This window comes from Streptomyces sp. NPDC002669, assembly GCF_042889165.1.
In the GTDB taxonomy this organism is placed as follows: Bacteria; Actinomycetota; Actinomycetes; order Streptomycetales; family Streptomycetaceae; genus Streptomyces.
In genome coordinates this window covers 122,613-145,481 of record NZ_JBIAQQ010000007.1, presented here as the reverse complement: position 1 = coordinate 145,481, position 22,869 = coordinate 122,613, and the positions used below count along the sequence as shown (strand labels likewise).

The 22,869-nt window shown below is 73.3% G+C and carries 18 protein-coding genes; 7 read left to right on the top strand and 11 right to left on the bottom strand.

Annotated features, from left to right (window positions below):
* The first annotated feature begins 58 nt into the window (after nt 1–58).
* Complete coding sequence (locus ACFYW1_RS13315) at nt 59–2,329, top strand: hypothetical protein (RefSeq protein ID WP_388991019.1); 2,271 nt, start codon at nt 59–61, stop codon at nt 2,327–2,329.
* Entirely contained in the window at nt 2,319–3,650 is a 1,332-nt protein-coding gene (locus ACFYW1_RS13310) for a hypothetical protein (protein WP_388991017.1), read from the top strand. Before ACFYW1_RS13315 ends, ACFYW1_RS13310 begins: the two co-directional genes overlap by 11 nt.
* A 106-nt stretch (nt 3,651–3,756) precedes the next feature.
* Here ACFYW1_RS13310 and ACFYW1_RS13305 read toward each other — a convergent pair whose 3' ends face one another.
* The 8 genes from ACFYW1_RS13305 to ACFYW1_RS13270 all read right to left on the bottom strand — a co-directional run bounded on the left by ACFYW1_RS13305 (nt 3,757) and on the right by ACFYW1_RS13270 (nt 14,594).
* Complete coding sequence (locus tag ACFYW1_RS13305) at nt 3,757–4,581, bottom strand: urease accessory protein UreD (protein ID WP_388991015.1); 825 nt, start codon at nt 4,579–4,581, stop codon at nt 3,757–3,759.
* 74 nt (nt 4,582–4,655) lie between these two features.
* A complete protein-coding gene (gene ureG, locus ACFYW1_RS13300) occupies nt 4,656–5,369 on the bottom strand; it encodes an urease accessory protein UreG (protein WP_388991013.1) in 714 nt (237 codons plus the stop codon).
* A 43-nt stretch (nt 5,370–5,412) separates the two neighbouring features.
* A complete protein-coding gene (locus tag ACFYW1_RS13295) occupies nt 5,413–6,087 on the bottom strand; it encodes an urease accessory protein UreF (protein WP_388991011.1) in 675 nt (224 codons plus the stop codon).
* A gap of 81 nt (nt 6,088–6,168) precedes the next feature.
* Nucleotides 6,169–8,178: an urease subunit alpha gene (ureC, locus tag ACFYW1_RS13290; protein ID WP_388991009.1), complete on the bottom strand. Its 2,010-nt coding sequence runs from the start codon at nt 8,176–8,178 to the stop codon at nt 6,169–6,171.
* Entirely contained in the window at nt 8,171–8,848 is a 678-nt protein-coding gene (locus ACFYW1_RS13285) for an urease subunit gamma (protein WP_388991007.1), read from the bottom strand. The genes ureC and ACFYW1_RS13285 overlap by 8 nt, the downstream gene beginning before the upstream one ends.
* Nucleotides 8,849–9,308: 460 nt before the next feature.
* Nucleotides 9,309–13,217: an AAA family ATPase gene (locus tag ACFYW1_RS13280; protein WP_388991005.1), complete on the bottom strand. Its 3,909-nt coding sequence runs from the start codon at nt 13,215–13,217 to the stop codon at nt 9,309–9,311.
* Nucleotides 13,218–13,244: 27 nt separating this feature from the next.
* On the bottom strand, nt 13,245–13,814 hold the full coding sequence (locus ACFYW1_RS13275; RefSeq protein WP_388991003.1) for a hypothetical protein: 570 nt from the start codon (nt 13,812–13,814) through the stop codon (nt 13,245–13,247).
* A 144-nt stretch (nt 13,815–13,958) separates the two neighbouring features.
* The gene (locus ACFYW1_RS13270; RefSeq protein WP_388991001.1) at nt 13,959–14,594 is read right to left on the bottom strand and encodes a GNAT family N-acetyltransferase; all 636 of its coding nucleotides are present in this window, start codon (nt 14,592–14,594) and stop codon (nt 13,959–13,961) included.
* A gap of 243 nt (nt 14,595–14,837) precedes the next feature.
* Between ACFYW1_RS13270 and ACFYW1_RS13265 the strand changes: the two genes are divergently transcribed.
* Together ACFYW1_RS13265 and ACFYW1_RS13260 are read left to right on the top strand one after the other, a co-directional pair.
* Entirely contained in the window at nt 14,838–15,734 is an 897-nt protein-coding gene (locus tag ACFYW1_RS13265) for an RNA polymerase sigma-70 factor (protein WP_388990999.1), read from the top strand.
* Between the two features lie 148 nt (nt 15,735–15,882).
* Complete coding sequence (locus ACFYW1_RS13260) at nt 15,883–16,629, top strand: SDR family oxidoreductase (protein WP_388990997.1); 747 nt, start codon at nt 15,883–15,885, stop codon at nt 16,627–16,629.
* A 240-nt stretch (nt 16,630–16,869) separates the two neighbouring features.
* Here ACFYW1_RS13260 and ACFYW1_RS13255 read toward each other — a convergent pair whose 3' ends face one another.
* Nucleotides 16,870–17,421 carry a MarR family winged helix-turn-helix transcriptional regulator gene (locus ACFYW1_RS13255; RefSeq protein ID WP_388990995.1) on the bottom strand — a complete coding sequence of 184 codons (552 nt, stop codon included), beginning with the start codon at nt 17,419–17,421 and terminating at the stop codon, nt 16,870–16,872.
* The gene (locus tag ACFYW1_RS13250) at nt 17,418–18,509 is read right to left on the bottom strand and encodes a PP2C family protein-serine/threonine phosphatase (protein ID WP_388991423.1); all 1,092 of its coding nucleotides are present in this window, start codon (nt 18,507–18,509) and stop codon (nt 17,418–17,420) included. The genes ACFYW1_RS13255 and ACFYW1_RS13250 overlap by 4 nt, the downstream gene beginning before the upstream one ends.
* Nucleotides 18,510–18,735: 226 nt before the next feature.
* Between ACFYW1_RS13250 and ACFYW1_RS13245 the strand changes: the two genes are divergently transcribed.
* Nucleotides 18,736–19,236 (top strand): nitroreductase family deazaflavin-dependent oxidoreductase, encoded by a 501-nt coding sequence (locus tag ACFYW1_RS13245; RefSeq protein ID WP_388990993.1) that lies wholly within the window; start codon nt 18,736–18,738, stop codon nt 19,234–19,236.
* 33 nt (nt 19,237–19,269) lie between these two features.
* Here the strand turns inward: ACFYW1_RS13245 and ACFYW1_RS13240 are convergent, their stop codons facing one another.
* On the bottom strand, nt 19,270–19,866 hold the full coding sequence (locus tag ACFYW1_RS13240; protein WP_388990991.1) for a dienelactone hydrolase family protein: 597 nt from the start codon (nt 19,864–19,866) through the stop codon (nt 19,270–19,272).
* A 378-nt stretch (nt 19,867–20,244) separates the two neighbouring features.
* Between ACFYW1_RS13240 and ACFYW1_RS13235 the strand changes: the two genes are divergently transcribed.
* Nucleotides 20,245–21,159 carry a diiron oxygenase gene (locus ACFYW1_RS13235; protein WP_388990989.1) on the top strand — a complete coding sequence of 305 codons (915 nt, stop codon included), beginning with the start codon at nt 20,245–20,247 and terminating at the stop codon, nt 21,157–21,159.
* Nucleotides 21,160–21,202: 43 nt separating this feature from the next.
* Nucleotides 21,203–22,846, top strand: a complete 1,644-nt coding sequence (locus ACFYW1_RS13230; protein ID WP_388990987.1) for an FAD-dependent oxidoreductase — start codon at nt 21,203–21,205, stop codon at nt 22,844–22,846.
* Nucleotides 22,847–22,869 lie beyond the last annotated feature (23 nt).

Here is a 22,869-nt window from a genome sequence, read left to right as displayed (position 1 = left end):
GTCGTCACCGAAATCCGGCGCGGGTAAAGTGACCGGCCGAACCACCGGGAGGGCGCCGATGAGGACGTTGGCAGGGATACGGGGACGGGGACGGGCCGGGGCATTCAGGGCCCGGGCGGGCACGGCGCTCGCGGCCCTCGTGCTCCTCGGTGGCGCGGGAACGGCCGTCGCGGCCGGACCGGGCACCGCGCCGAGCGCCACGACGGCGCCCACCACGACCGCCGACGACGGCGCGACCCAGTCCGAGCGCCTGGCCGAGGAGCTCCGCAAGGACCCGGTGTACGTCTCGGCCGACCGTCCCCGCAGGCTGCCGCGCTCGCTCGCCCCGAAGATCGCCGCCCTCGCCGAACGCACCGGCGTGCCCACCTACGTGCTGGCGCTGCCGACGGGGGACGCCGCGCTGCTCGCGCTGGTGCACGACCGGCTCGGCGAGGACGGCCTGTACGTGCTGATCAGCGACAACAGCACCATCACCGCCTCCGCGTTCGGCGTCGACGTACCGGCCGACGAGGCCCGCCGCATCGCCCTGTACGGCACCCCGTACGGGGCCGGGCCGCTCGCCGCGTTCGAGTCCTTCGTCGACGCGATCGCCTCCGGCCACGACCGGGCCGCCGCCGAGGCCGACGAGCTGCACGACCGTTACCACGAGCACGACAAACCCGAGCTGTACATCGGCTCCACCGACCGGCAGAACCAGAACCTGTTGCTCGGTCTGGCCGTGGTGGTGCTCCCCGGCCTGGTGCTGGCCCTCGGCATCCGGCTCTCCTACCGCCGTCCCGGCCGGCCGCTCCCGGCCGGGAGCGGAAAGACCGGGAACGGGGAAGACGGGAACGAGAAGGCCGGGAGCAAGAAGGCCGTCGGCAATCCGAAGCCCCCGTCCGTCGCCCTGGACAAGGGCCCGGCCAGACGCTCGGACACGGGCCCGGGCAAGCGCTCGGGCGGAGCCCCGGCGGAGCCGAAGGCCCGGGCCCGTACCGGTCGGTCCGCCGCCCGCCGACGCGGTGTGCTGCCGGTGACGTTGGTGGCGACGGTGGCCGCCGTGTTCGCCGTGGTGCTGTCCGCGCCCACTCTCTTCCCGCAGACCGTCGACAGCCCGTACCTCGCCGTCACCCGGGCCGACCTGGATGCCCGGGTGACGGAGGTGGCCGCGGGGCTCGCCGCCGGACCGGTCTACCAGGACCCGTCCACCGCGGACGCACTGACCGGGGCCGACCTGCCCGCGCTCCGGAAGCGGATCGCCGAACTCGCGCCCAAGGGCCCGGTGCACGTACTGGTCACACCGTCCGACAGCGACGACGAGAGCGGCGGCAACGACGGCCTCCTGCTCGCCCTGGTCCACCAGCGCACCGGTCAGAACGGCGTCTACGTACTGGTCGACCCCGTATCCGGCCGGATCTCCTTGGACACCTTCGGCACCGACCAGGACGCCTCGTACCGTTTCGGGCGCCTGCCCTACGAGGTCCGTTACCCGGAGTACCGCAGGGACGGCGACCTGCGGGTGATGCCGCGGCTCGACCGGACCCTGGACGCCGTCGCCGACGCCCGGCCGAGGGAGGGCTACGACCCCGTGGCCCGCGACACCGAGCTGCCCCCGCTGCACGACAACCGGCTGCCCGGCCTGTTCAGCAGCGACTTCGGGCCCGGGATCGGACTCGGCGTCCTGCTGCTGGGCTCGCTGCTGCTGATCGTCTGGCTGGGGATCGTCATCGTGCGAGCCGTACTGGAACACCGCCGCACCCGCGCGGCCGCCCCCTCGGCACCGCAGCACGCCGTGTCCCGGCCCGCCGCCGCACTGCCGTCCGTCCGGCAACTGCGTGCCTGGGCGGCGGCCGACGTCCGCGAACTCACCGGGCAGCTGGCCGCCGCCGGGCAGGACGCGCCCGGCCGCGCCCGTGCCTGGGACTGCCTGGACGCCGCCGGGCTGCTGGCCGAAACCGGCGACGAGGCCGCCGGGGCGGGTGACCTGGCCGCCGTCGTGGTGCTCTCCCGGGCCGGGCTCGACGCCCTCCGGGGGCACCCCCACCCCTCCCTCTGCCGGCTCAACCCGTTGCACGGCGGGGCCACCGGCGGCAAGGTCCCGGGAGGGCTCGCCGGCCCCGGTGCCGGCCCCGGACCCGTGCGGCTGTGTCCCGCGTGCCGGGACGCCCTGCGCGCCACCCCGGGCCCGGCCTCCCGCCGGCACGAAGCCACCGAGCGGCTGCTGCGGCTGCCCGGGGCGGGCGGCCACGACCGGATCGCCTGGGACGAGGCCGGGCAGGTCCTGCCGGCCGCCCTCGAAGGCGTCGAAGCACTCGTCCTCAGGGCCAGGGAGTCCGCCAGTGTCCAGTGAACGACTGACCGAAGACCGTCCGTCCGGTGCCTCCCGCGGCCCTGCCGCCGGGCTGCTCGCCGCGCTCCTGCTGGCCTGCGCGGTGCTGCTCGGCACCGGCGCCCCCGCCCGTGCGGAAAGTGCCGGGCCCGGGCCGACCGCCTCGGCGATCGCCGGGGCGCTGGCCACCGACCCCGTCTACGTCGACCCGTTCTACTCGGCCGCCGTCACCCCCACCCAGCAGCGGGCCCTGGCCGATCAGATCGCCGGGACCGGCCTGCCGATCAAGGTGGTGCTGGTGCCGCTGAAGAAGGGCGACGCCTTCGACGGCAGCGCCCGCGCCCTCGCCTCGGTGGTCAAGGAACGGCTCGGTCTGCAGAAGCTGATCCTGATCACCACCGACGACTACGGGAAGTGGCTCAACGGCACCGAGTGGCCCACCGACGCCCATCAGACCCGCGACGCCGCCGCCGCGGTCGGCTTCCTGGACGAACTCGACGACGCCGGGCTGGCCGCCCGGGTCGGCAGGGCCGTGGAACTGATCGAGGACGGCAACGGCACCGAGGTCTACGAGGCCGAGACCGCCGAGCTCGACAAGAAGTACTCGGCCCGGCCCGAGGACGACCGAAGCGCTTCCGGCTCCTCCGGCGGCCCGGGGACCCCGCTCGTGGTCGCCGCGGTGCTGCTCCTCGTCGTCGGTGGCGGGGTCTTCCTGACGCGCCGCCGCCGCTCGCCCCGGCACACCGCCTTCACCTTCCCCGACGCCGTCTTCGCCGCTGACGAGGCCGCCGACGAGGCGGGGCTGCGACGCCGGGCCGCCGACGAACTGCTCGCCCTCGGCGAGGCGGTGGAGGACGCCGACGGCGCCGCCACCCCGGGCCTGGGCCGGGCCCTGGACGCCTACGACGCGGCCGGCCGGGTGCTGGACGCCGCGCAGGGGCTGCCCGACCTGGCCGGAGTACTGGCCCTGGTGGCCGAGGGGCGCTCCGCCCTGGCCCCGGCCCCCGGACTCCCGCTGTGCTTCTTCGACCCCCGGCACGGAACCTCGGTCCGCCGGACCACCTGGCGCCCGCTCGGCCGCCGGGAACGGGTCGACGTCGCGGTCTGCGAGGACTGCGACCGGGCCCTGCGCGCCCGCCGGTCGCCGCAGGTGCTCGCGGTCCGGGACCGGGGCCGCACCGTGCCCTACTTCGAGGTGCCCGCCGGGCGCAGCCTGTGGGCGGCGACCGGGTACGGCTCCCTGCTGTCCGGCCCCGACGACACCCTCGCCGCCCGGGTCGGCTCCGGGGGGTTCAGCCGCGCCCTGCGGCGGTCCGAGAACCACGACGCGGCCGGGGACTGAGCGCGGCGCGCTCCTCGGCCGGGCGCCAGGACCGTACGGGGAAGGCTTCGTGCCGGCCCCGTGCCGACCGGTAAGCGGCGCCCCGGCCCGTCCGTCGGTCGGGCGGTCAGCGTCCCGTGCCGAGTGCTCTTCGCAGGGCCTCGTCGAGGAGGTGGCGCAGCCGGCTGGCCGTGTCGGCCACCGCGGTGGCGAGGAGGGCCGGTCCGGCCAGTGGGGCCAGCACGCCGTGGGCCGGGGTGGCGGGATCGCCGAGGAGGACCGGTGGGAGGGCGGCCGGGGTGAAGGACGGGTCGACCACGAGGAGTTGGCCGCAGGCGCGGTGCGGCCCCACGACGGCCGGGCCGTCCCAGCCGGGGTGCGGGCCGCCGTAGGAGGTGTGCTGGTCGAGGAGGGGGCGGCCGGCGCGGAGCACGGTGAGGCGGGTGGTCAGGTCGCCGCTGTTCTCGCCGGTGCGGCCGAGGACCTGTTCGTCCCTCAGGACGAGGCGGGCGGTGGGGGCGAGAGCGACCGTACAGGTCTGGCGGAGGTTGCTGCCGGCGGTGCTGATCAGGGGCTGCGGCAGCCAGTGCAGTGCGGCGTCGTCGCCGACGGTCAGGCGGATGTCGTAGGTGGCGGCGTCGTCGGTGGGGCCGCGCAGCGCGATGGTGGAGGCCGCCGCGGTGATCTGGAGGCGGGCGCGCGGGCCGATGTCGGCGTGGAAGGCGAGCCGGTCGCCGCCGAGGGGGCCGCTCATGGCGCCGATGACGTCGACCCGGGCCAGGCCGTCCCGGGGGCGGAGCCTCTGGAGGTGGAAGGGGCCGTCGCCGCTGAGCAGCGGAAGAGTGGTGGTGCGGCCGTTGTGGTCGGCCCGGACCCGGGCGGTCGCCACGACGCCGGACGCGTCCGGGAGGGGTTCGGAGGGGGGTGCGATGTCTTCGGTGAACGTGCTCATGTCCTCTGTTCTTCCGGCGGTTTTCTTCCGCTGATGCTCTTCCGGCGGTGTTCTGCCGCCGGTTCGGGGCGGGGTCAGGGCGCGGTGGCCGCGGGTTCGGGCCGTGCGGTACCGCCGCGCCAGGCGCCGAGGCGCTCCAGCACCCAGTCGGCGACGGGCCGGACGCCGTCGTCGCCGGTGAGGGAGGTGAAGACGGTGGGCAGTTCGCCGCGCTGCCGGGCCGCGTCGAGGGCCATGGCGGCGAGGTCGGCACCGACGTACGGGGCGAGGTCGGTCTTGTTGACGACGAGCAGGTCGGCGGTGGTGATGCCGGGGCCGCCCTTGCGGGGGATGTCGTCGCCGCTGGAGACGTCGATGACGAAGACCTGGGCGTCGACGAGTCCCCTGGAGAAGGTGGCGGTGAGGTTGTCGCCGCCGGACTCGACCAGGACCAGGTCCAGGGCGCCGAGGCGGTCCTCGAACTCTTCCACGGCCTCCAGGTTGGCGGAGATGTCGTCGCGGATGGCGGTGTGGGGGCAGGCGCCGGTCTCGACGGCCTGGATGCGCTCGGGCGGCAGGACGGCCTCGCGGAGCAGGAATTCGGCGTCCTCGCGGGTGTAGATGTCGTTGGTGACGACGGCGATGGAGTACCGGTCGCGCAGGGTGCGGCAGAGGGCGGCGACGGTGGCGGTCTTGCCGGAGCCGACCGGCCCGCCGAGGCCGATCCTGAGGGCCCGGCGGGTGCCGTCGGGGCGGGTGGCGTCGGCGCTCACGGCGGCGGGGCCGCGGGACGCGTGGTCGAGGTGCATGGGTGTGGAACTCCTTCGATCGTGTGGCGGGCCGGGTCCGGCGTCAGGAGGCGAAGAGGCGCATCGGCCAGGCGGCGTGCTGTTCGGCGGTGATGTCGAGCAGGGGCGAGGACGCGGCGGGCAGGACGCCGACTCCCTCGTCGGCGACCCGGGCGGCGGCCCGGGCGGCCCGGCGGGTCACGGTGTCGACGTCGTCGCAGAGCCGGGCCAGCACCGCGGTGGCGTCGAACGGGTCGAGACCGAGCAGCCGCACGGCCGCGGTGGCGGGCCCCGCGATGGCGCCGAAGGCCGTGGCGTGCGCGGCGTCCGGCGCGGTGAGTCCGGCCGCGCGGGCGGCGACGCCGAGCACCACGGGCTGGTGGGCGCCGCCCGGCAGGTCGTGTGCCAGTCGCTCCAGCGCCTCGCACGGCCAGGCGGCCCGGGCCGCGCGCAGCATCTGCCGGCCCAGCTTGCGGGCCGTGGCCCGCAGTGCGGGTGCGGGTGTCCGGGCGTCGGCCGCCTCGTCCAGGACGAGCGGGTCGTGTCCGGTCGCGGCCGCGGCCGCCAGTGCGGCGGCGGTGAGGCCCGCGGTGTGCAGACGACCGCGGCAGAACGCGTGAAGGGTGGCGGGGTCGTGGACGGCGCGGGCGCCGACGGCGGCCTCGACGCCGCCCGAATGCGCGTGGTCCCCGGCCGGGAAGCGGCCGTCGGCGAGGACGAGGAGAGCGGTACGGCTCATGGACGGATGGCCCTGCCTTTCGGGGGCGGAGGGGACGGAACGGGCGGCGTCCGGCCGCCCGTCCTGTCGTCCGCCGCACGGTCAGAAGATGAAGTAGCGCTGGGCCATGGGGAGTTCCGACGCGTAGTGGGTGGGGGCGGGCCGCCGGGGGCAGAGCGTCTCGTCGGCCTGTGCCTGTTCCTCCTTCCGCCGGCGCAGTTCGGTGATGCAGACGTCCTCGATGAACACCTCGTAGGTGTTCGGGTCGACCCGGATGTCCGGGGTGGCGTCGTTGAGGACCATGTGCCGCTTGAACACCTTGCGGGTGTCCTTGATCTGGTACAGGGACTTCTTGATGCCGAGGCCCTGTGCGGTGACCGTGGCCTGCGGGCTGACGAAGTTCACCGAGTTGGCGCCCGGTGCCCTTCCCGTCGCGCCCCACATCGGACGGGGCAGGACGGGCTGCGGCGTCGGGATGGACGCGTTGGCGTCGCCGACCTGTGCGTACGCGATCTGGCCGCCCTTGATGACCAGGTGCGGCTTCACGCCGAAGAACTTCGGTTCCCACAGCACCAGGTCCGCCAGCTTGCCGGTCTCGACGGAACCGATCAGGTCGTCCGCGCCGTGGGCGACGGCCGGGTTGATCGTGTACTTGGCGACGTAGCGGCGGGCCCGGAAGTTGTCCGCCTCGTGCCGCTGCCGTTCCTGTTCCGCGGTGGTGCCCTCGCGGAGTTGGCCGTAGCGGGTCTTCATCACGTGGGCGGTCTGCCAGGTCCGCATGACCATCTCGCCGATGCGGCCCATGGCCTGTGCGTCGGACGACATGATCGAGATGGCGCCCATGTCGTGCAGCAGGTCCTCGGCCGCCATCGTGGAGGGGCGCACCCGGGAATCGGCGAAGGCCCGGTCGGCCGCCAGTTCCGGGTTGAGGTGGTGGCAGACCATCAGCATGTCGATGTGCTCCTTGGCGGTGTTGACCGTCAGGGGGCGCGTCGGGTTGGTGGACGCGGGCAGGACGTTCTCCTCCCCGCACAGAGTGATCATGTCCGGGGCGTGGCCGCCGCCCGCGCCCTCGATGTGGAAGATGTGCAGGGGGCGGCCGGCGAACGCGTCCCTGGTGCTCTCCACGAAACCGGCCTCGTTCAACGAGTCGGCGTGCAGGGCGAGTTGGACGCTGTTGCTGATCAGGTCGTCCGTCCGGTCGTCGTCCTGGGGGGTGTTCCTGCCCTCGCACACCTTCAGGCAGGTGTCGATGGCCTCGGGGGTGGCACCCCAGTCCTCGTGGACCTTCAGGCCGATCACACCGGCCCGCACCTGGTCGAGCATCGACTCCCGGGACATGGTGTTGCCCTTGCCCAGCAGTCCGATGTTCACCGGGAATCCGTCGAGTGCCCTGAAGAGCCGTTCGATGTGCCACTTGCCCGGGCTGACCGTGGTCGCGGTGGACCCCTCGGCCGGTCCGGTGCCGCCCCCGATCAGCGTCGTCACCCCGGACGCGAGGGCCTCCTCGACCTGCCCCGGGCAGACGAAGTGGACATGGGTGTCCACCCCGCCCGCCGTCAGGATGCGGCCCTTCCCCGAGATCACCTCGGTCTCCGGGCCGATCACGAAGTCCGTCGGCCCGTCCGTCCGGCCCTCGTGGATCCTGTTCATGGTCTCCGGGTTGTACGCCTTGCCGAGAGCGACGATCATCCCGTCCCGGATCCCGACGTCCGCCTTGACGACGCCCCAGTGGTCCAGGACCACCGCACCGGTGATCACCGTGTCCGGCGGACGGTCTTCCTCGTCCCCGCCGTCGTCCCCGTCCTCGTCGCGGTCGCGCGGCCTCGCCGCCTGGCCCATCGACTCGCGGATCACCTTGCCGCCGCCGAAGACCATCTCGTGCCCGCTCCTGCTCACCAGCGGGCTCACCCTGCTCCCGTCGTCGTCCCCGTCGGGCGCGGGGTCCGGCGGCGGGTCGGCCAGTTCCTTGCCGAGGCCGCCCGACCAGTCGTCGGTGATCCTGATGCTCAGCGCGGTGTCCGCGAGCCGGATCTCGTCCCCGGTCGTCGGACCGAACAGGTCGACGTAGTCCTCGCGCGGGGTGGTCCTGGTGTTCTTCCGCTCAGCCACGGTCGTCGGCTCCCTCGTCGTCGGGGTCCTCCGGGGCCTGGTCCAGCAGTGTCCCGCCGACCAGTCCCCGCAGCCCCAGCACCTTCCGTTCGCCCTCGATGCGCACCAGCTCCACCGTGCGGCGGTCCCCGGGCTCGAACCGTTCGGACGTACCGGCCGCGACGTTGAGCCGCTTGCCGTACGCCTGCTTCCGGTCGAAATCCAACTCCTTGTTGACTTCGTAGAAGTGGTAGTGCGAACCGACCTGCACCGGTCGGTCGCACGGGTTGTGCACCTCGATCTCGGTGATCTCCAGCCCCGGGTTCAACGGCACCGACTCGTCGACGAAGTCGACCTTTCCCGGGTGGAGTCGAATGTCCCCGCGCGGTTCGTCGAAGGGGTCGTGGATCGTCACCAGCTTCGTTCCGTCCGGGAACGTCGTCTCCACCTGGACGTTGTCGATCATCTCCGGGACGCCGTCCATGACCTCGTCCCGGGTCAGGATCCCCCGTCCCGCGTCCATGATCTCGCCGACGCTCCGGCCGAGACGTGCCTGGTCGTAGACGTAGGCCGTGAGCAGGGCCACCGCCTCCGGGTAGTTCAGCCTGATTCCCTGTTCCCTGCGCTGCCGCGCCACGCCGGCCGCCACATGGACGAGCAGGCGCTCCTGTTCATGGGGAGTGAAGTGCATGGTGCCCTCTCGGCTCCGGGGACCGATGTCCCGTCGACGGCGCGAGCGCGCCGGGCCCGGCGGGGCCGGAGGTTCCGGCCGGGCCGTGCCACAGCAGATCGTGCTGACCCGGACCGGCACGTTCATGCGGAATCCCTGCTTTCACCCCGAACGGACGGCGGGGCGAACACTCCGGCGAGGGCGGGGACGTCCGAGCCCCGGCTGCCGAAACGTCGTTTCCCGGCCGACCGGGTCCGTGTCCGCCGGGGAGCGCGGCTCGTGAACGTTTCTGCACCGGCGCGGCAAGTCATCGGCCAGGGGGCGCACTTGGGGCCGAGCGGGAGCCGCCCCCTCCCGGCGGTCGCGTACCGATCCCTCTCCGTCGGTGTCCGGTCAGGAACCGGCACGCCGCACGGCCCTCCGGCGCCGGCGGTGGCCGGTCGACGAGGGCCGTCGGCGGGAGGATCACCCGTGGTGGCGGCTACCGGCCCGTGGGGGCGTGGAGGTCCAGCCGCTCCCGCACCTCGCGGTGGACGACGTCGGCGGCTTCCGGAGCGGCGTCCAGGAGCGTGGCGCACAGGGCGAGGGTCGCGTCGACGTCGCCCGCGCAGTACGGGGCCAGGGCCGTGACGACCTTGCGCAGGTTGCCCCGCACCCGCCCGTACGGCGTCTCGGGCGCGCGCGAGGCGATGGCCCCCGCCACGGCCGGGCCGTCGGCGGAAAGTTCGTCCAGGCTGTCGGTCATCAGGTCGAGGAATCCGCAGGCGGCCGCCGTCCGGGCCCGGGCCCTCGGGGCGAGCGGGCCCCCGGCCGGCAACAGGAAGTCGAAACGCCCGTGTTCCGAGGTCCTGATGCCCTCGACGAGTTCCCGGGCCCGGTCGACGTGCCCGCCCTCGAACACCGCCTCGGCGAATCTTCCCTCGAAGGCGAGGGCCGTCTCGTTCAGGCCGCCCCGTTGCCCGTCGTAGGCGGAATCGTCCCGCTCCCCCGGCGCGTAGAGGTCGCCGCCGATCCGAAGGTTCATGGCCAGCCAGTCATCGGCCTCGTGGGAGAAGAGGGCACGGGCCCGCCGGAAACCGGCGAGGGCCTCGTCGTACCTGCCCAGACGCGCGTGGAGTTCGGCGAAGAGGAACCCCCTGCGGCACTCCTCGAAACCGATCGCGGGGCCGTGCTTCCTCAGCTCCGCCAGGCGCTCCAGCATCAGTTCGGCCAGCGTGCGCGCCCGTTCGGTGTCGCCGTGCTCCAGCAGCGTTCTCCTCAGTCCCAGGTGCACCCCGATGGGTACGTCCGGGGACATCGCCTGCCGGAGCGCCTCCTCGGGCCGGCCCTGCTCGGCCAGGACGAGGATCCGGGCGCCGTCGTTCCTGAGGCCGAACGAATCGAGGAGGTCCAGGGCGCCGCGCGGGTCGCCGCGCCCGACCAGCCGACCGGCCGCTGCTGTCACGCGTTCGGCGCGCCGCCCGTTCACCCGTCGCGCGGCCGTCCTCGTGGCGGCTCCGTCCCGGACTCCCGAGAAGTGGACGGCCAGGGACTCGTACCCCGCGTCGGGTCCATCGGCGGACGGCTCGTCGGAGTCCGGGGGGTCCGCCCAGAACAGGGCTCGCGCGACACAGTGCGCGACACGTCCGTCCTCCCCGCTCCCACTGTCCTCGCGTTCCTGATGGGCGGCCGCCAGCCGGGCGTACAGGACCGCCATTCCGGAAGGGTCGAAGCGGAGGTCCGCGCGTCGGTCGCTCAGCAGCTCGCGCACGAGCCGTCCGGCCTCCGCGTCCAGTTCCGCGGTCCGTCGTTCCGGCAGGACCCCCGACAGTTCGTGGGAGATCCGCAGCAGACACGTCGCCAGGTACCGGTGGGACGTCGTCCGCTCGCGGAGCAGGGCCACGCAGTCGTCCAGGAACGCGTCCGCGCGAAGTCCCTCGCCGTGCTCGTGGAACCGGCGGACGAGATCGACGGCGATGGTCACACCGTCGTGGTCGTGGAAGGAGAGCATCTCACGGGCCAGTTCCTCCGCGTCCGTGACGCGTCCGGCGCGCACGCACTCCCGGGCGATCTCCAGGACGAGCCCCTGCCGGCACGGGCCGTGGACGAAGTCGTCGTGCGGCGGGCTCACCGGCTGGAGCAGGCCCTGCCTGTCGAACAGGTCGGGCCGGTGCTCCAGCAACCGGCGCATGGTGCCGTCGGCCAGGTCGTCGGCACCGGAACGTCTCGCCAGCCGGGCCGCGTTCAGGTCCACCCACAGCCATTCGTACGGCGTCATGTCGCGCGGGCGCAGCAGGCCCATCGCCCGCGCCGCCCCTTCGGCCTCCTGCCGGGCGGCCTCGTCGACGGGCGGGCGCACCGATGCCAGCGCCGAGGAGTACTCGATCGGGAAACGCGACAGCCTGGCGAGCATGGCCGGTCGTTCCCCGGACCGCTCCCGCGGCACCCAGGACAGGGCCATCGCGTGCACCGCCTCGACCGTGGCGTTCCTGCCGTACGACTGCCGCTCCAGTTCGGCGGCGATCCGCTCGGCGACGCGGTGGGGCGGAACGGGCCCCGTCCGTTCGGCCGCCGACCACAGCACGTAGCCGTGGAGCTTGGCGCGTGCCTCGACGGACTCGATCCGGCGCGCCACGTTCATCCCCCGCTCGACGGCCCCCCGGTCGAGCAGATGCCGTACCAGCATCCCCGTGTGGAACTCATCGAGCAGATCGGCCCCATGGACCGTCGCCGGTTCGTCGCCCTCCTCGGGCTGCAGGCCCGCCAGGAGAACGGCCGCCAACCCCTGTGAGCGTTCGGGCAGTTCGTCGCGGTGGGTGGCGTCGAACCACCGGAGGTGCTCGGCGCACTCGCCGAACCGGCCGTCCTTCCGGAGCCGGTGGGCGATCATCAGCTGCCACAGGGCACCGTGTTCGTACGGGTGGGCGCCCGCCAGTTCGCGGGCCGCCTCCGGGCCCGTGTCGGCGAGCACCGCCAACGGGTCCTCGGCCAGGAAGCGGGTGGCCCCGGCCCGGCGCAGCAGCAGCGGGGCCACGGCGGTGAGGTCGTCGGTCCGGACGGCGGAGGCGAGTGCGTGTCCGAGGTGTTCCAGGTCCGCGCCGGAGAAGGCGGCGGTGCTCGCACCCGGGCCGCCCACGACGGCCAGCACATGGGCGCAGAGCTCCTCGTGCATGCCCGCCCGGTGAAGGTGGTGGCTGTAGTGCCTGGCCAGATAGGGGTCGTCGGTCTGCCCGGCGAGGAACGCCGTGCCCACGGCCCGGTGCGCCTCGACCGGGTGGACGCGGTGCCGGGTGCCGGACAGGAGGTGGGTGCGGAAGGACTCGTGGTAGATCCGCACCACGTCGCCCTCGCGGTGGGTGAACTCGCCGATGTCGGCGAGGACGTCCTCGACGTCCGAGAGGTTCCGTGCGGTCACGGCTGCGAGGAGTCCGGCGGTCATGCCGGGGGCGCGGGCGACCGCCAGCAGGGTCAGGACCGGCCGGACGGGGCGCCAGGCGAGGGATTCGAAGGTCCGGTCGAGGAAGTCGTCGTACACCTCGCCCAGGTCGCCGGGCAGTTCGACGGCGTCGATGTCCCCGTCGTGCCGGTCGGTGTCCAGGGACGAGATGACGTGGCGGGCGTAGAGGTAGTTGCCCGCCGCCCTGGCCGCGATCCTCGACGCGAGGGCACGTCCGGACCGTGTCCGGGCCCCGGGGTGGTGTTCCCCGTTGCGGGTCAGACGGGCCAGGCAGTAGTCGTGGACGTCGTCGGTCCCGGCGGGCGCGTCGTGTGTGAGGTGCACGCGCCGGGCCTCGATGCGCCGGAGCACCGGGTCCTCGACCTCGCGGCTGGTCAGCAGGATGCGGAAGTCCAGTCCGGTACGGCGCAGGCCCGAGGCCATGTGGGCGAGCAGTGTGATGACGTTCTCGTGGGAGCCGATCGACCGTGCCTCGTCGAGCGCGTCGACGACGAGGACGACGGTCGGTGGATCCGGCGTGCGCTCCAGTGGCTTGCGCACGAGGCGGTTGAAGGCCGAGCGCGCCGATTCCGCCCCCAGTCGCAGGGATTCGATGTTGATGCCGCGCACGTGCGCGCCGGGTTCGGCGGAACCGACCGTCACGGTGGCGCTGAGGGTCGGCCCGGGTTCCGCGCGCGCCAGCTCGGCGAAGTGGCCGTCCCGGCGGACCAGGGCGTCGATCAGTGCCACGACGAGGCCGTGCCCCAGGAGCGTGTCGTCGTCGTCCGCGCGGCACCGGTGCCCGACCACGACCGTGGAGGCGTCGCCCGGTCCGATCCTGTTCAGCAGTTCGAGCGCCAGGGCGGTCTTGCCGGAACCCGGCTGACCCACGATCAGCAGCGGTTCGTCCTCGCGCCGGGCCAGGTGGTCGAGTGCGCGCTCCACGATCCAGGAGCGTCCGACGAACTCACCCATCCCCGCACTCCCCCGGTTCCGGTGGCATCAGCCGATGTCGCCCTGGATCTCGACTCCGGACACGGTGCCGTCGCGCGTCACCGTCCCGGCCACGACGCTGCCCTCCACCCGGCCGGAGTTGACGCCGCGGGCGCGCACCCCGGCCACGTCACCGGCGATCTCCTCGGCCCGCACCCGGCCCGACACCGCGAGCTCCCGCTCCGTGCGGGTCTCGCCCGCGAAGGTGAGGCGCCTGCCGTAGACCGCTTCGAGGATGTTCCGTACCGCGTCGGCCGTCTCCAGCAGGGTCCGGTCCGCGGGGTCGATGTCGGTGATGCCGTTCGCGTACGGTGCCAGTACCTGCCAGAACGCGGTCAGGTCGGCCCGGAACCGCTGGACGACCTCGGTGTCCGCACGGGCCGGTTCCACGGTTGCGGGGAAGAGCCCGGGGTCGGTCACGTCCAGTGTCACGGGATCGCTCCCGCCCGCGCCTTCGGTGTCGTCCGCCCCGTCGCGGTCCCTGCGTCGCTGGAGCAGTTCCCCGGCCTGTTCGTAGAGGAACCTGACGCCTTCCGTGAGGACGACGGAACTGAGGACAGCGAGCGTGATCGGTTCCATGAATGCCTCCTCGGACCATCTGAGCCAGATCGTATTACCGCCCGTTCGAGGATGTGGCGGAACCCCGGGCATTCCCCGGCTTCCCCGGTGGCACGCGGGGCGCCGCCCGGCCGGGGCGGCACCGCGGGCCGGGGTCTGCCGGTCTCAGGGCCGGTAGACGCACTCCGCCAGCGTCGCGTGCTTCTTCCAGCCCAGCGTCTCGTACAGCGCGCGTCCGGCGTCGGTCGCGCCGAGAATGCCGAGGACCGCACCCGTCTCCAGGGCCCGGTCGGCGAGCGTACGCATCACGAGGCCGCCCAGCCCGCGCCGCCGATGGGCCTCGTCGGTCACCACCCGGTCCACGACCACCTCCTCGCCGAGGAACGCCATCTGTCCCCGGGCCGCCGTCGCCCCCGTCGCGTCCAGCACCCTGGCGCAGGTCACGGCCCCGGCGGTCTCCAAAGTCACGGTGTACCCCTCGGGCGCGACCGGGTCCGTGGCCATCAGGTCCATCACCATCAGATGCCCGGTGTCCTCCCAGGCCACCACCCAGTCCCGGGGCAGCCAGGGTTCGATCCGCTCCGGTTCCGCGGGCATCTTCATCCACGTCCGCGGCGCGGTCACCGAGGCGGCGGCGCTGCGGACCAACAACTCCTCGGCCTCGGGCAGGACATGGCGTCCCACCTCGACGGGGCTGTCGGCCACTTCGATGTGGACCCCCCAGGGCTTCTCGACCGGCGGAGGCGTCCGCCGGGAGACGGCCCAGCCCGCCGCCCAGGTCCTGACCGTGTTCGCAACCATCGAGCCCTCCCGGACCGGCGACCGAAACCACCGATCAAGTAATGGTCATTTCATCGAAGCAAACATTACTTCGCCGAGTGGTGCGCCGCAGCCGTTTTCCTCGCCCGGCGGGAGGGACGCGACGTGGGCCGCGGCGAACTCCCCGGTACGAAAAGCCGGTTCGGCACTCCCGGCCCGCCTCGGACGCGGTCGCTCCGGCCGCTTGTAACATGGCGGGCGACGAGGCCGGAAGGGAACCAAACCATGCACGCTGGTGTCGACGCCGACTCCCTCGACCGGGCCACGCAGGACTTCCTCGCGGCGCGCCCCCGGCTCTTCGGCATCGCGTACCGCATGCTCGGCAGCGCCGCCGAGGCCGAGGACATCGTGCAGGACGCGTGGCTGCGGTGGCAGCGGGCGGACCGTACGAACCTCCTCGAACCCACTGCCTACCTGACCACGATCACCACGCGTCTGGCGATCAACCTGGCCCGGTCCGCGCGGGTGCGGCGGGAATCGTACGTCGGCCCGTGGCTTCCCGAACCGGTCGACACCGCCTCGGACCCGCAGCTGGGGGCGGAGCGGGCCGAGGCGCTGGAACTGGCGGTCCTCCTCGTCCTGGAGAAGCTCAACCCCGTGGAGCGCGCCGCCTACGTCCTGCGGGAGGCCTTCGACTACCCGTACGGGCGGGTCGCCGAGATCCTGGAGACGAGCGAGGTGAACGCCCGTCAGCTGGTGAGCCGTGCGCGCAAGCACCTGACCGCCGAGCGCAGACAACGTGTCAGCCCGACCGCCCACCGGCGCCTGTTGGAGGTGTTCCTCTCCGCGGCGCGGACGGGTGACCTGGCGGTGCTGGAGGACGTGCTCGCCTCGGACGTCGTCAGCTACTCCGACGGCGGCGGGATACGCGGGGCCTCGAAGATCCCGGTCGTCGGCCGCCCGCACGTCTCCAAGTACCTCGCGGCCTTCGCACCGCGCTTCTGGCCGCAGGCGGACGTCCGGTGGGTGGAGGCCAACGGGCGGGCGGCCGTGCTGGTCTCGTCCGGCGGGAACGCCATGGCCCTGCTGTGCGTCGACGTGTCCGCGGAGGGCATCGACCGGATCATGTGGGTGATGAACCCGGCCAAGCTGTCGCCCTACGTGGAGTCCCTGAACGGCTGATCGCCCGCCCCGCACCGGTCGGCCGGCCCGCCCTCCTGTCGGCCGACCGGTGGAAGGTGTCCGGGATTCTCCGGGCTCCTGTCACGGACGCCGTCGCCTTCCGGTCATCCCCGGTGAGTGCAGAAACCACCCCGAGAGGATTCCCTTCATGAAGGTCGTAGTGATCGGCGGCACCGGACTCATCGGTTCGAAGCTGGTGGCCCGGCTCGACGAGCAGGGCCACCGGGCCGTGCCCGCCTCCCCCCGCAGCGGCGTCGACACGCTGACGGGCAAGGGGCTGGCCGAGGCCCTGGAGGGGGCCTCGGTCGTGGTCGACGTCTCCAACTCCCCCTCGTTCGAGGACGACGCCGTCATGGAGTTCTTCCGGACCTCGACCGCCCATCTCCTCCGGGCGGAGGCGGAGGCCGGTACGACCCACCATGTGGCGCTCTCCGTGGTCGGCACGGACCGGCTCCGGGAGAGCGGCTACTTCCGCGCCAAGCAGGCCCAGGAAGAACTGATCAGGAACTCCGGAATGCCGTACTCCATCGTCCGCGCCACACAGTTCTTCGAGTTCGTGCGGGGGATCGCGGACGCGGCGACCGACGGTGACACCGTCCGTCTGGCGCCCGTCATGATCCGGCCCGTCCACTCCGACGACGTGGCCGCCGCCGTGGGCCGCACGGCCGTCGGCGCCCCCGTCCAGGGGGTGGTGGAGGTGGCCGGTCCCGAGGCGTTCCGGCTGGACGAGCTCCTCCGCGAGGACTTCGCCGCCCGGAACGATCCCCGCGAGGTCGTCACCGACGCCCGCGCTCCTTATTTCGGTGCCCGGTTGCAGGAGTCCACGCTGCTGCCCGGCCCGGACGCGCACATCGCCGAGAACCGGTTCGCCGACTGGCTCGCCCGGCAGCGGTAACCGTGGGGCGGCCCGCCGGTGCCGACCGGGCGCCGGGCGGGCCCCTCGTACGAGCGCCGGGCTGGTGTCCGGCCGGGGCCGTCGGCGTCGTTCCTCCCGTTCCGGACCCGGCGGGGGCAGGTCCATGGGCCGGCTGCCGCCGCCCTGGCCCCCCTGCCCTGCAGCCCGGTCCCGCCGGCTCGGTGGGCCCGTAGCCGTCGCGCGAGCCCGCGGCCATCCGGCCGGACGGACGTGCCCGGGTCAGCGGTCCGGGCCCTGCCCGGTGCGGTGCTCCGCCGTCACGTCCGTCCAGCCGAGCGGGTACAGGTCGTCGGCCCGGCCCTCCGGTGCGGGTGGTTCGCCACCCGCCTCGTTGAAGGCGGTCAGCGCCTCGACGAGGGCCGTCTGCTGCCCCGGGGCGAGCCGGGCGACGATCGCGTCGATCTCCCGGCGTCGGCTCGCGGTGACGTCCTCGACCGTGCGCCGCCCCTCCTCGGTGAGGCGGAGAAGGGTTTCACGACGGTTGCCTGGGTTGGTCCGCCGGTCGACGAGACCGGAGGAGATCAACCGGTCAACCATGCGCATCGCGGTCGAGGGGGCCACCCGCAGCAGCTCCGCGAGCGTCACGAGTTTGGCCTCGCCGCGCGTCGAGAGCACCACCAGCATCCGGAACTGCGCCAGGGTCACCCGGTCCTCGACCTCGGCGAGCGAGTTCGCGGCGACCGCGACGAGTACCCGTGACGCCGTGAGGACGGCACGGGTCACCGCGTCGACACCGTCGGCGCTCCCGGCCCGGTCCTTCTCCTCGGTCATGCACCCTTTCTACCGCGCTTCGGCGCAGGAGTGTTCACCCGCCCGTCGGCGCCCTCCGCCGCCGCCGTCCGCCGCCCCGCGTCCCGGGCCCCGCGGCGGCGCAGGAGCAGCATCGCCGCGTCGTCGTGCAACGGCCCGGCCACGTGCCGGACCACGTCCGCGCGCAGCGCTTCGAGGGCGGCCTGCGCGTCGGGGTCGCCGAGGAGCGCGGAGCGTTCGCCGAGCGGGTAGAAGGTGCCCGCGTCGTCGCGCGCCTCGGTCACCCCGTCCGTGTAGAGCAGCAGTTGCTCCCCCGGCGCGAAGCCCACCCGGTAGGGCCGGGGCGGTTTCCCGCCGTGCAGTCCCAGCCCCAGCGGGAGAGCGTGGGCGGGCGGCAGCGGGAAGTCGACCGTGCCGTCGCGCCGGACGAGCATCGGGGCCGGGTGTCCGTAGTTGAGGAGGACGGCCTCCTCGTCGCGGCCCCGCACCTCCGCGAGGACGGCGGTCACGAACCTCTCGCCGTTCGCCTCCCTGGCCACGCTCCGCTCCAGGCGGGCGCCGAGGGCCGTCAGGTCCCGCGCGTCGTGCGCGGCCTCGCGGAACGCGCCGAGGACCACGGCGGCGGTCTCCACCGCGCCCAGCCCCTTGCCCTGCACATCACCGATGATCACCCGGGTTCCGTACGGGGACGCAACCACCTCGTACAGGTCGCCGCCGATCCGTGCCTCGGCCATCGCCGAGGTGTAGGAGACCGCGATCCGCAACGAGCCCGTGCTGCGCGGCACCGGCCGCAGCAGCACCCGCTGGGCCACTTCCGCGATGGAGCGGACACTGGCCAGTTCCGCCTCCCGCCGGCCGCGCATCACGGCCCCGGCGACGCCCGCCGCGGTGACACCCACCACGGAACCCATCGCCGTGGAGCCGCGCCGGGTCTGGAAGAGCCCGTCGTACATGCCGAGGCCCACGCAGAGCAGGAGTGCCACGGCGCCCGTCAGTACCGTGCGCCGCCACGTCCCGATCAGCCCGGCGAAGGCGGGGCCGAGCGACACCAGGGGAAGGAATCCCGCCCCGGGCCCCGCCATGACGTCCACGACGGCCACGACCGCCATCACCACGGCCGGCAGGCAGTACAGCACCACGGGGCCGCGCGGTCGCCCGGTACGGGACACGGCGCTCTCCACTCGTATCGCACTCGCCCGGCCCGGCAGACCGGACCTCTCCACCGTTTTAGACTATGCAATAGTTGCATCGACTAAGGGTCTTCGGCGGGTTCTCGTTACGCAATCGAGGCCGTCGGCCCGGCCGCTCCGAGCCCGGGAAAGGTACGTGTCGACGATGACTCCGCGACGTACGGCAGAGGGCCGTCCCCCGCTTCCGTCCGGCTGGCGGCGCCGGCTGGCCCGGCTCCCGATCGGCCTGTACCGGGTGGGCCTGGGACCGCTGTTCGGCAAGCGCCTCCTGCTGCTCCACCACAAGGGACGCACCAGCGGCCTCGACCGGAAGGTGGTCCTGGAGGTCGTCGCCCGCGAACGCGGCAGCTGGACCCTGGCCGCGGGCTTCGGCCCGAAGTCCGCCTGGTACCAGAATCTCCGCCACACCCCTCGGACGACGATCCAGTCCGGGCGCCGCTACTACGCGGTCACCGCCCACTTCCTCACCCCGGAGGAGGGCGGCGAGATCATGGCCCGCTACGCCCCCGCCCACCCCCGCGTCGCCCGCCGCCTCTGCGCCTTCATGGGCCTCGACGTCGACGGCAGCGAGGACTCCTTCCGCCGGGCCGGACGACAGATCCCGTTCGTACGCCTCGACGCCGCGGCGGGGCAACGCCTGCCCTGAACCCGGAGCCTGCGCCCCGCGCGGTCCCGGGGTTCAGGCCCCGCGGGTCCCGGCGGCGTCCAGGGCATGGAGGAACGTCAGCGTGCGGTCGAGGAACCGTGCGGTGGCGTCGGCGTCGTAGGACGGCAGGGAGTTGTCGGCGAACAGGTGCCGGTCGCCGGGATACAGGTGCAGTTCGCCGTCGGGGACCTCGGCGACGAGGGCGCGGGCGGCGTCCGCGTCGCCGTCCTCGGTGAACAGGCGGTCCGCCTCCATGGCGTGGACGCGGACCGGGAGTCGCGACGGCCACGACCCGAAGAAGGAGGCCGGCACGCACGAGTGGACGAGTACGGCGCCGAGGGCGCCCGGCCGGGTCTGGGCCAGTTTCTGCGCGGGGAGCACACCGAGGGAGAAACCGATGTACACCTGCTCGGCGGGCGAGCCGTCCACCGAGCGGACGCCGCGTTCGAGCAGTTCGCCGCTGCCGGTCCCGGTCATGTACTCGATCCCCTCGTCCAGGGTGCCGAAGGTGCGGCCCTCGTACAGGTCGGGCGTGTGCACGCGGTGCCCCCGGGCGCGCAGTTCGTCGGCGAAGGACTTCACTCCGGGGGTGAGGCCCTGGGCGTGATGGAAAACGGTCACTTCGGCCATCGTGGACCTCCAGCGGTATCGGGACGGTTTCCGGCCCCGGATCGTGATGCGGCACGACGGGCACCGGCGCCGTCACACGATAGCGAGGGCGCCCGGCCCGGAGATCGCCGCCGCCGTACCCGCACGCACAACCCCCCGCCGCCCGGCCCGCGAACCGTGGGTGGCGCGGGGGCGGAAGGGGGAGAGATGGAGCGGATTCCTCACGAGGGGTAGGCCGACACGGCACTCTTGCTATACGTTCCGTCTAACAGCTTGCTAGACGCGATGTCTAACAAGCCGCGAGGGAGGCACCGGGAGACCACGGACCCCCGCCGGGCGGACACGGGGCGGGACGGTGGGCCGGCGCCGGGGCGATCTGTCGATTCAAGGAGCCGCATCATGGCAAGCAGCACCGTTCGGCCGGAGGACCGGGACCGGCTCGACGAGCACGACGTCGCGCGACGTCTGCTCGAATCGTCGGCGAAGCTTTCGTACGACCCGGCCACCGAGGTGGACTGGGACACCCCGCTGGACAAGGACTTCCACGGCGCCAGCCCCGAGTGGAGCACGCTCTACGGCACGGCGTACTGGAACGAGCTGACCGACGCTCAGCGCAAGGAGCTGACGCGGCAGGAGGCCGCCTCGGTGGCCAGTACCGGCATCTGGTTCGAGATGATCCTGCAGCAGATGGTGCTGCGCGACATCTACACGACGGACGCGACGGACCCTCGGTTCCAGTGGGCCCTCACCGAGATAGCCGACGAGTGCCGGCACTCCATCATGTTCGCCCGCGGCGCCGCGAAGCTGGGCGCCCCCGCGTACCGGCCGCGCCGCGCGGTGGTCGAACTGGGCCGGGCGTTCAAGACCCTGGCGTTCGGCGAGGCCGCGTACGCCGCGATCCTGGTCGCCGAGGAAGTGCTCGACGTCATGCAGCGCGACTGGATGCGGGACGAGCGGGTCGCGCCGTTCGTACGCACCATCAACAACATCCACGTCGTGGAGGAGTCCCGGCACATGAAGTTCGCGCGCGACGAGACCCGCAGGCGCCTGCGGAGCGCGGGCCCCGTGCGCCGGCAGCTCAACGCGTTCGTGATCGCGGTCGCGTCCTACTTCATCGTCACCAGCATGGTGAACCGGGAGGTCTACGCGAACGCCGGGCTCGACACCCGGCGCGCGCTCGCCGAGGCCGGGGCCAACGAGCACCACAAGTCCCTCATGCGGTCCAGCTGTTCGGGCCTGATGGAGTTCCTGGCCTCGGCCCGCCTCCTCACCCGGCCCGCGCTGGCCCTGTACAAGCGCGCCCACCTGATCTGAGCCGCCCCCATCCGAGACGAGCCGAGCGACCCGAGCTGACGAGATGACCTACGCCATCACCCAGACCTGTTGCAGCGACGCCACCTGCGTCGCCGTGTGCCCCGTCAACTGCATCCATCCGACGCCGCAGGAAAGGGCGTTCGGGAGCACGGAGATGCTGTACGTCGACCCCAGGGCCTGCATCGACTGCGGCGCCTGCGCCGACGCCTGCCCGGTCGACGCGATCTTCCCGGTGGACGGTCTGCCCGAGGGGCAGGAGGAGTACGCCGCGATCAACGCGGCGTACTTCGCCGGCCGGGAACCCGCGTCGGGTGACACCGGACCCAACTTCCACCACTGGGACGCGCCTTCGTTCGAGCGCAGCCTGCCGGCCGACTTCGCCCCGATCCGGGTCGCGGTCGTCGGCACGGGGCCCGCGGGCATGTACGCCGCGGAGGACCTGCTGCTGCACACCAACGCCGAGGTGACCCTGGTCGACCGGCTGCCGGTGGCCGGCGGGCTCGTCCGGTACGGCGTGGCGCCCGACCACCCCGCGACCAAGAAGGTGGGCGACACCTTCGCGCGCTTCCACGCCCATCCCCGGGTGCGGATGCATCTGGGGGTCGAGGTCGGCAAGGACGTCACCGCGGAGGAGCTCGCGGCCCACCACGACGCGGTGATCTACGCCGTCGGCGCCTCCACCGACCGCCGTATCGGCATCCCGGGCGAGGAGTTGCCCGGCAGCATCTCGGCGACCTCGTTCGTGGCCTGGTACAACTCCCATCCCGAGGTCGCGCCGGACGCCGTCGACCTGTCCTCGGAACGGGTGGTCGTGGCCGGCAACGGCAATGTCGCGCTCGACGTGGCCCGCATCCTCGTCACGGACCCGTCGGCGCTGGCCGGCACGGACATCGCCGATCACGCCCTCGCCGCCCTGCGCGCCTCGAAGGTGCGCGAGGTGGTGCTGCTGGGGCGGCGCGGCCCCGAGCACGCGGCGTACAGCTCCTCCGAGTTGCTCGCGCTGAAGCACCTGCCGGGCGTGGAGCTGGTCGTGGACGACCACGACCCGCGTATCGGCGCGGCCGTCGACGGCGCGGCGGCGGACGGGAAGGCCGCGTTGCTGCGGGACGTCTCGCGCGGGACGGTGGACTGGTCGCGGGCCCCGGCGCCGGGGCGGCGCATCGTGTTCCGGTTCCGCTCCGCGCCCGTCCGGGTACTGGGGGACGACGCCGTGCGGGGTGTGCGTGTGACGGGGGAAACGGGCGAACTGGACGTCCCGGCCGGGGTGTTGCTGCGGGCGGTCGGCTACCGCGGCGTCCCGGTGGCGGGGCTGCCCTTCGACGAGACGACCGGCACGGTGCCGCACGAGGGCGGGCGTGTGACGGGGCGGCCCGGGACGTACGTCGTCGGCTGGATCAAGCGCGGTCCCTCGGGCGGGATCGGCGCCAATCGCGCCTGCGCCGCGGAGACGGTCGGCACGCTCCTGGCCGATGCCGTCGCGGGCGCCCTGCCCGCTCCGGCGCCCGCCCCCAAGGCGTTCGCGCGCCTGGCCCGGAGCCGCAGCCGCCATGTCGTCGACGCCAAGGGGCTGGCCGCCATCGAACGGGCCGAACTCGCGCGGGGCCGCGAGGGCGGGCGCCCGCGGGTCAAGTTCGGCACGGTGCCGGAGCTGGTGGCGGCGGCGCGGGGCGGTCGCCGGAAGCCGTAGCGCCGGGGACGAGTTCGTCCCGT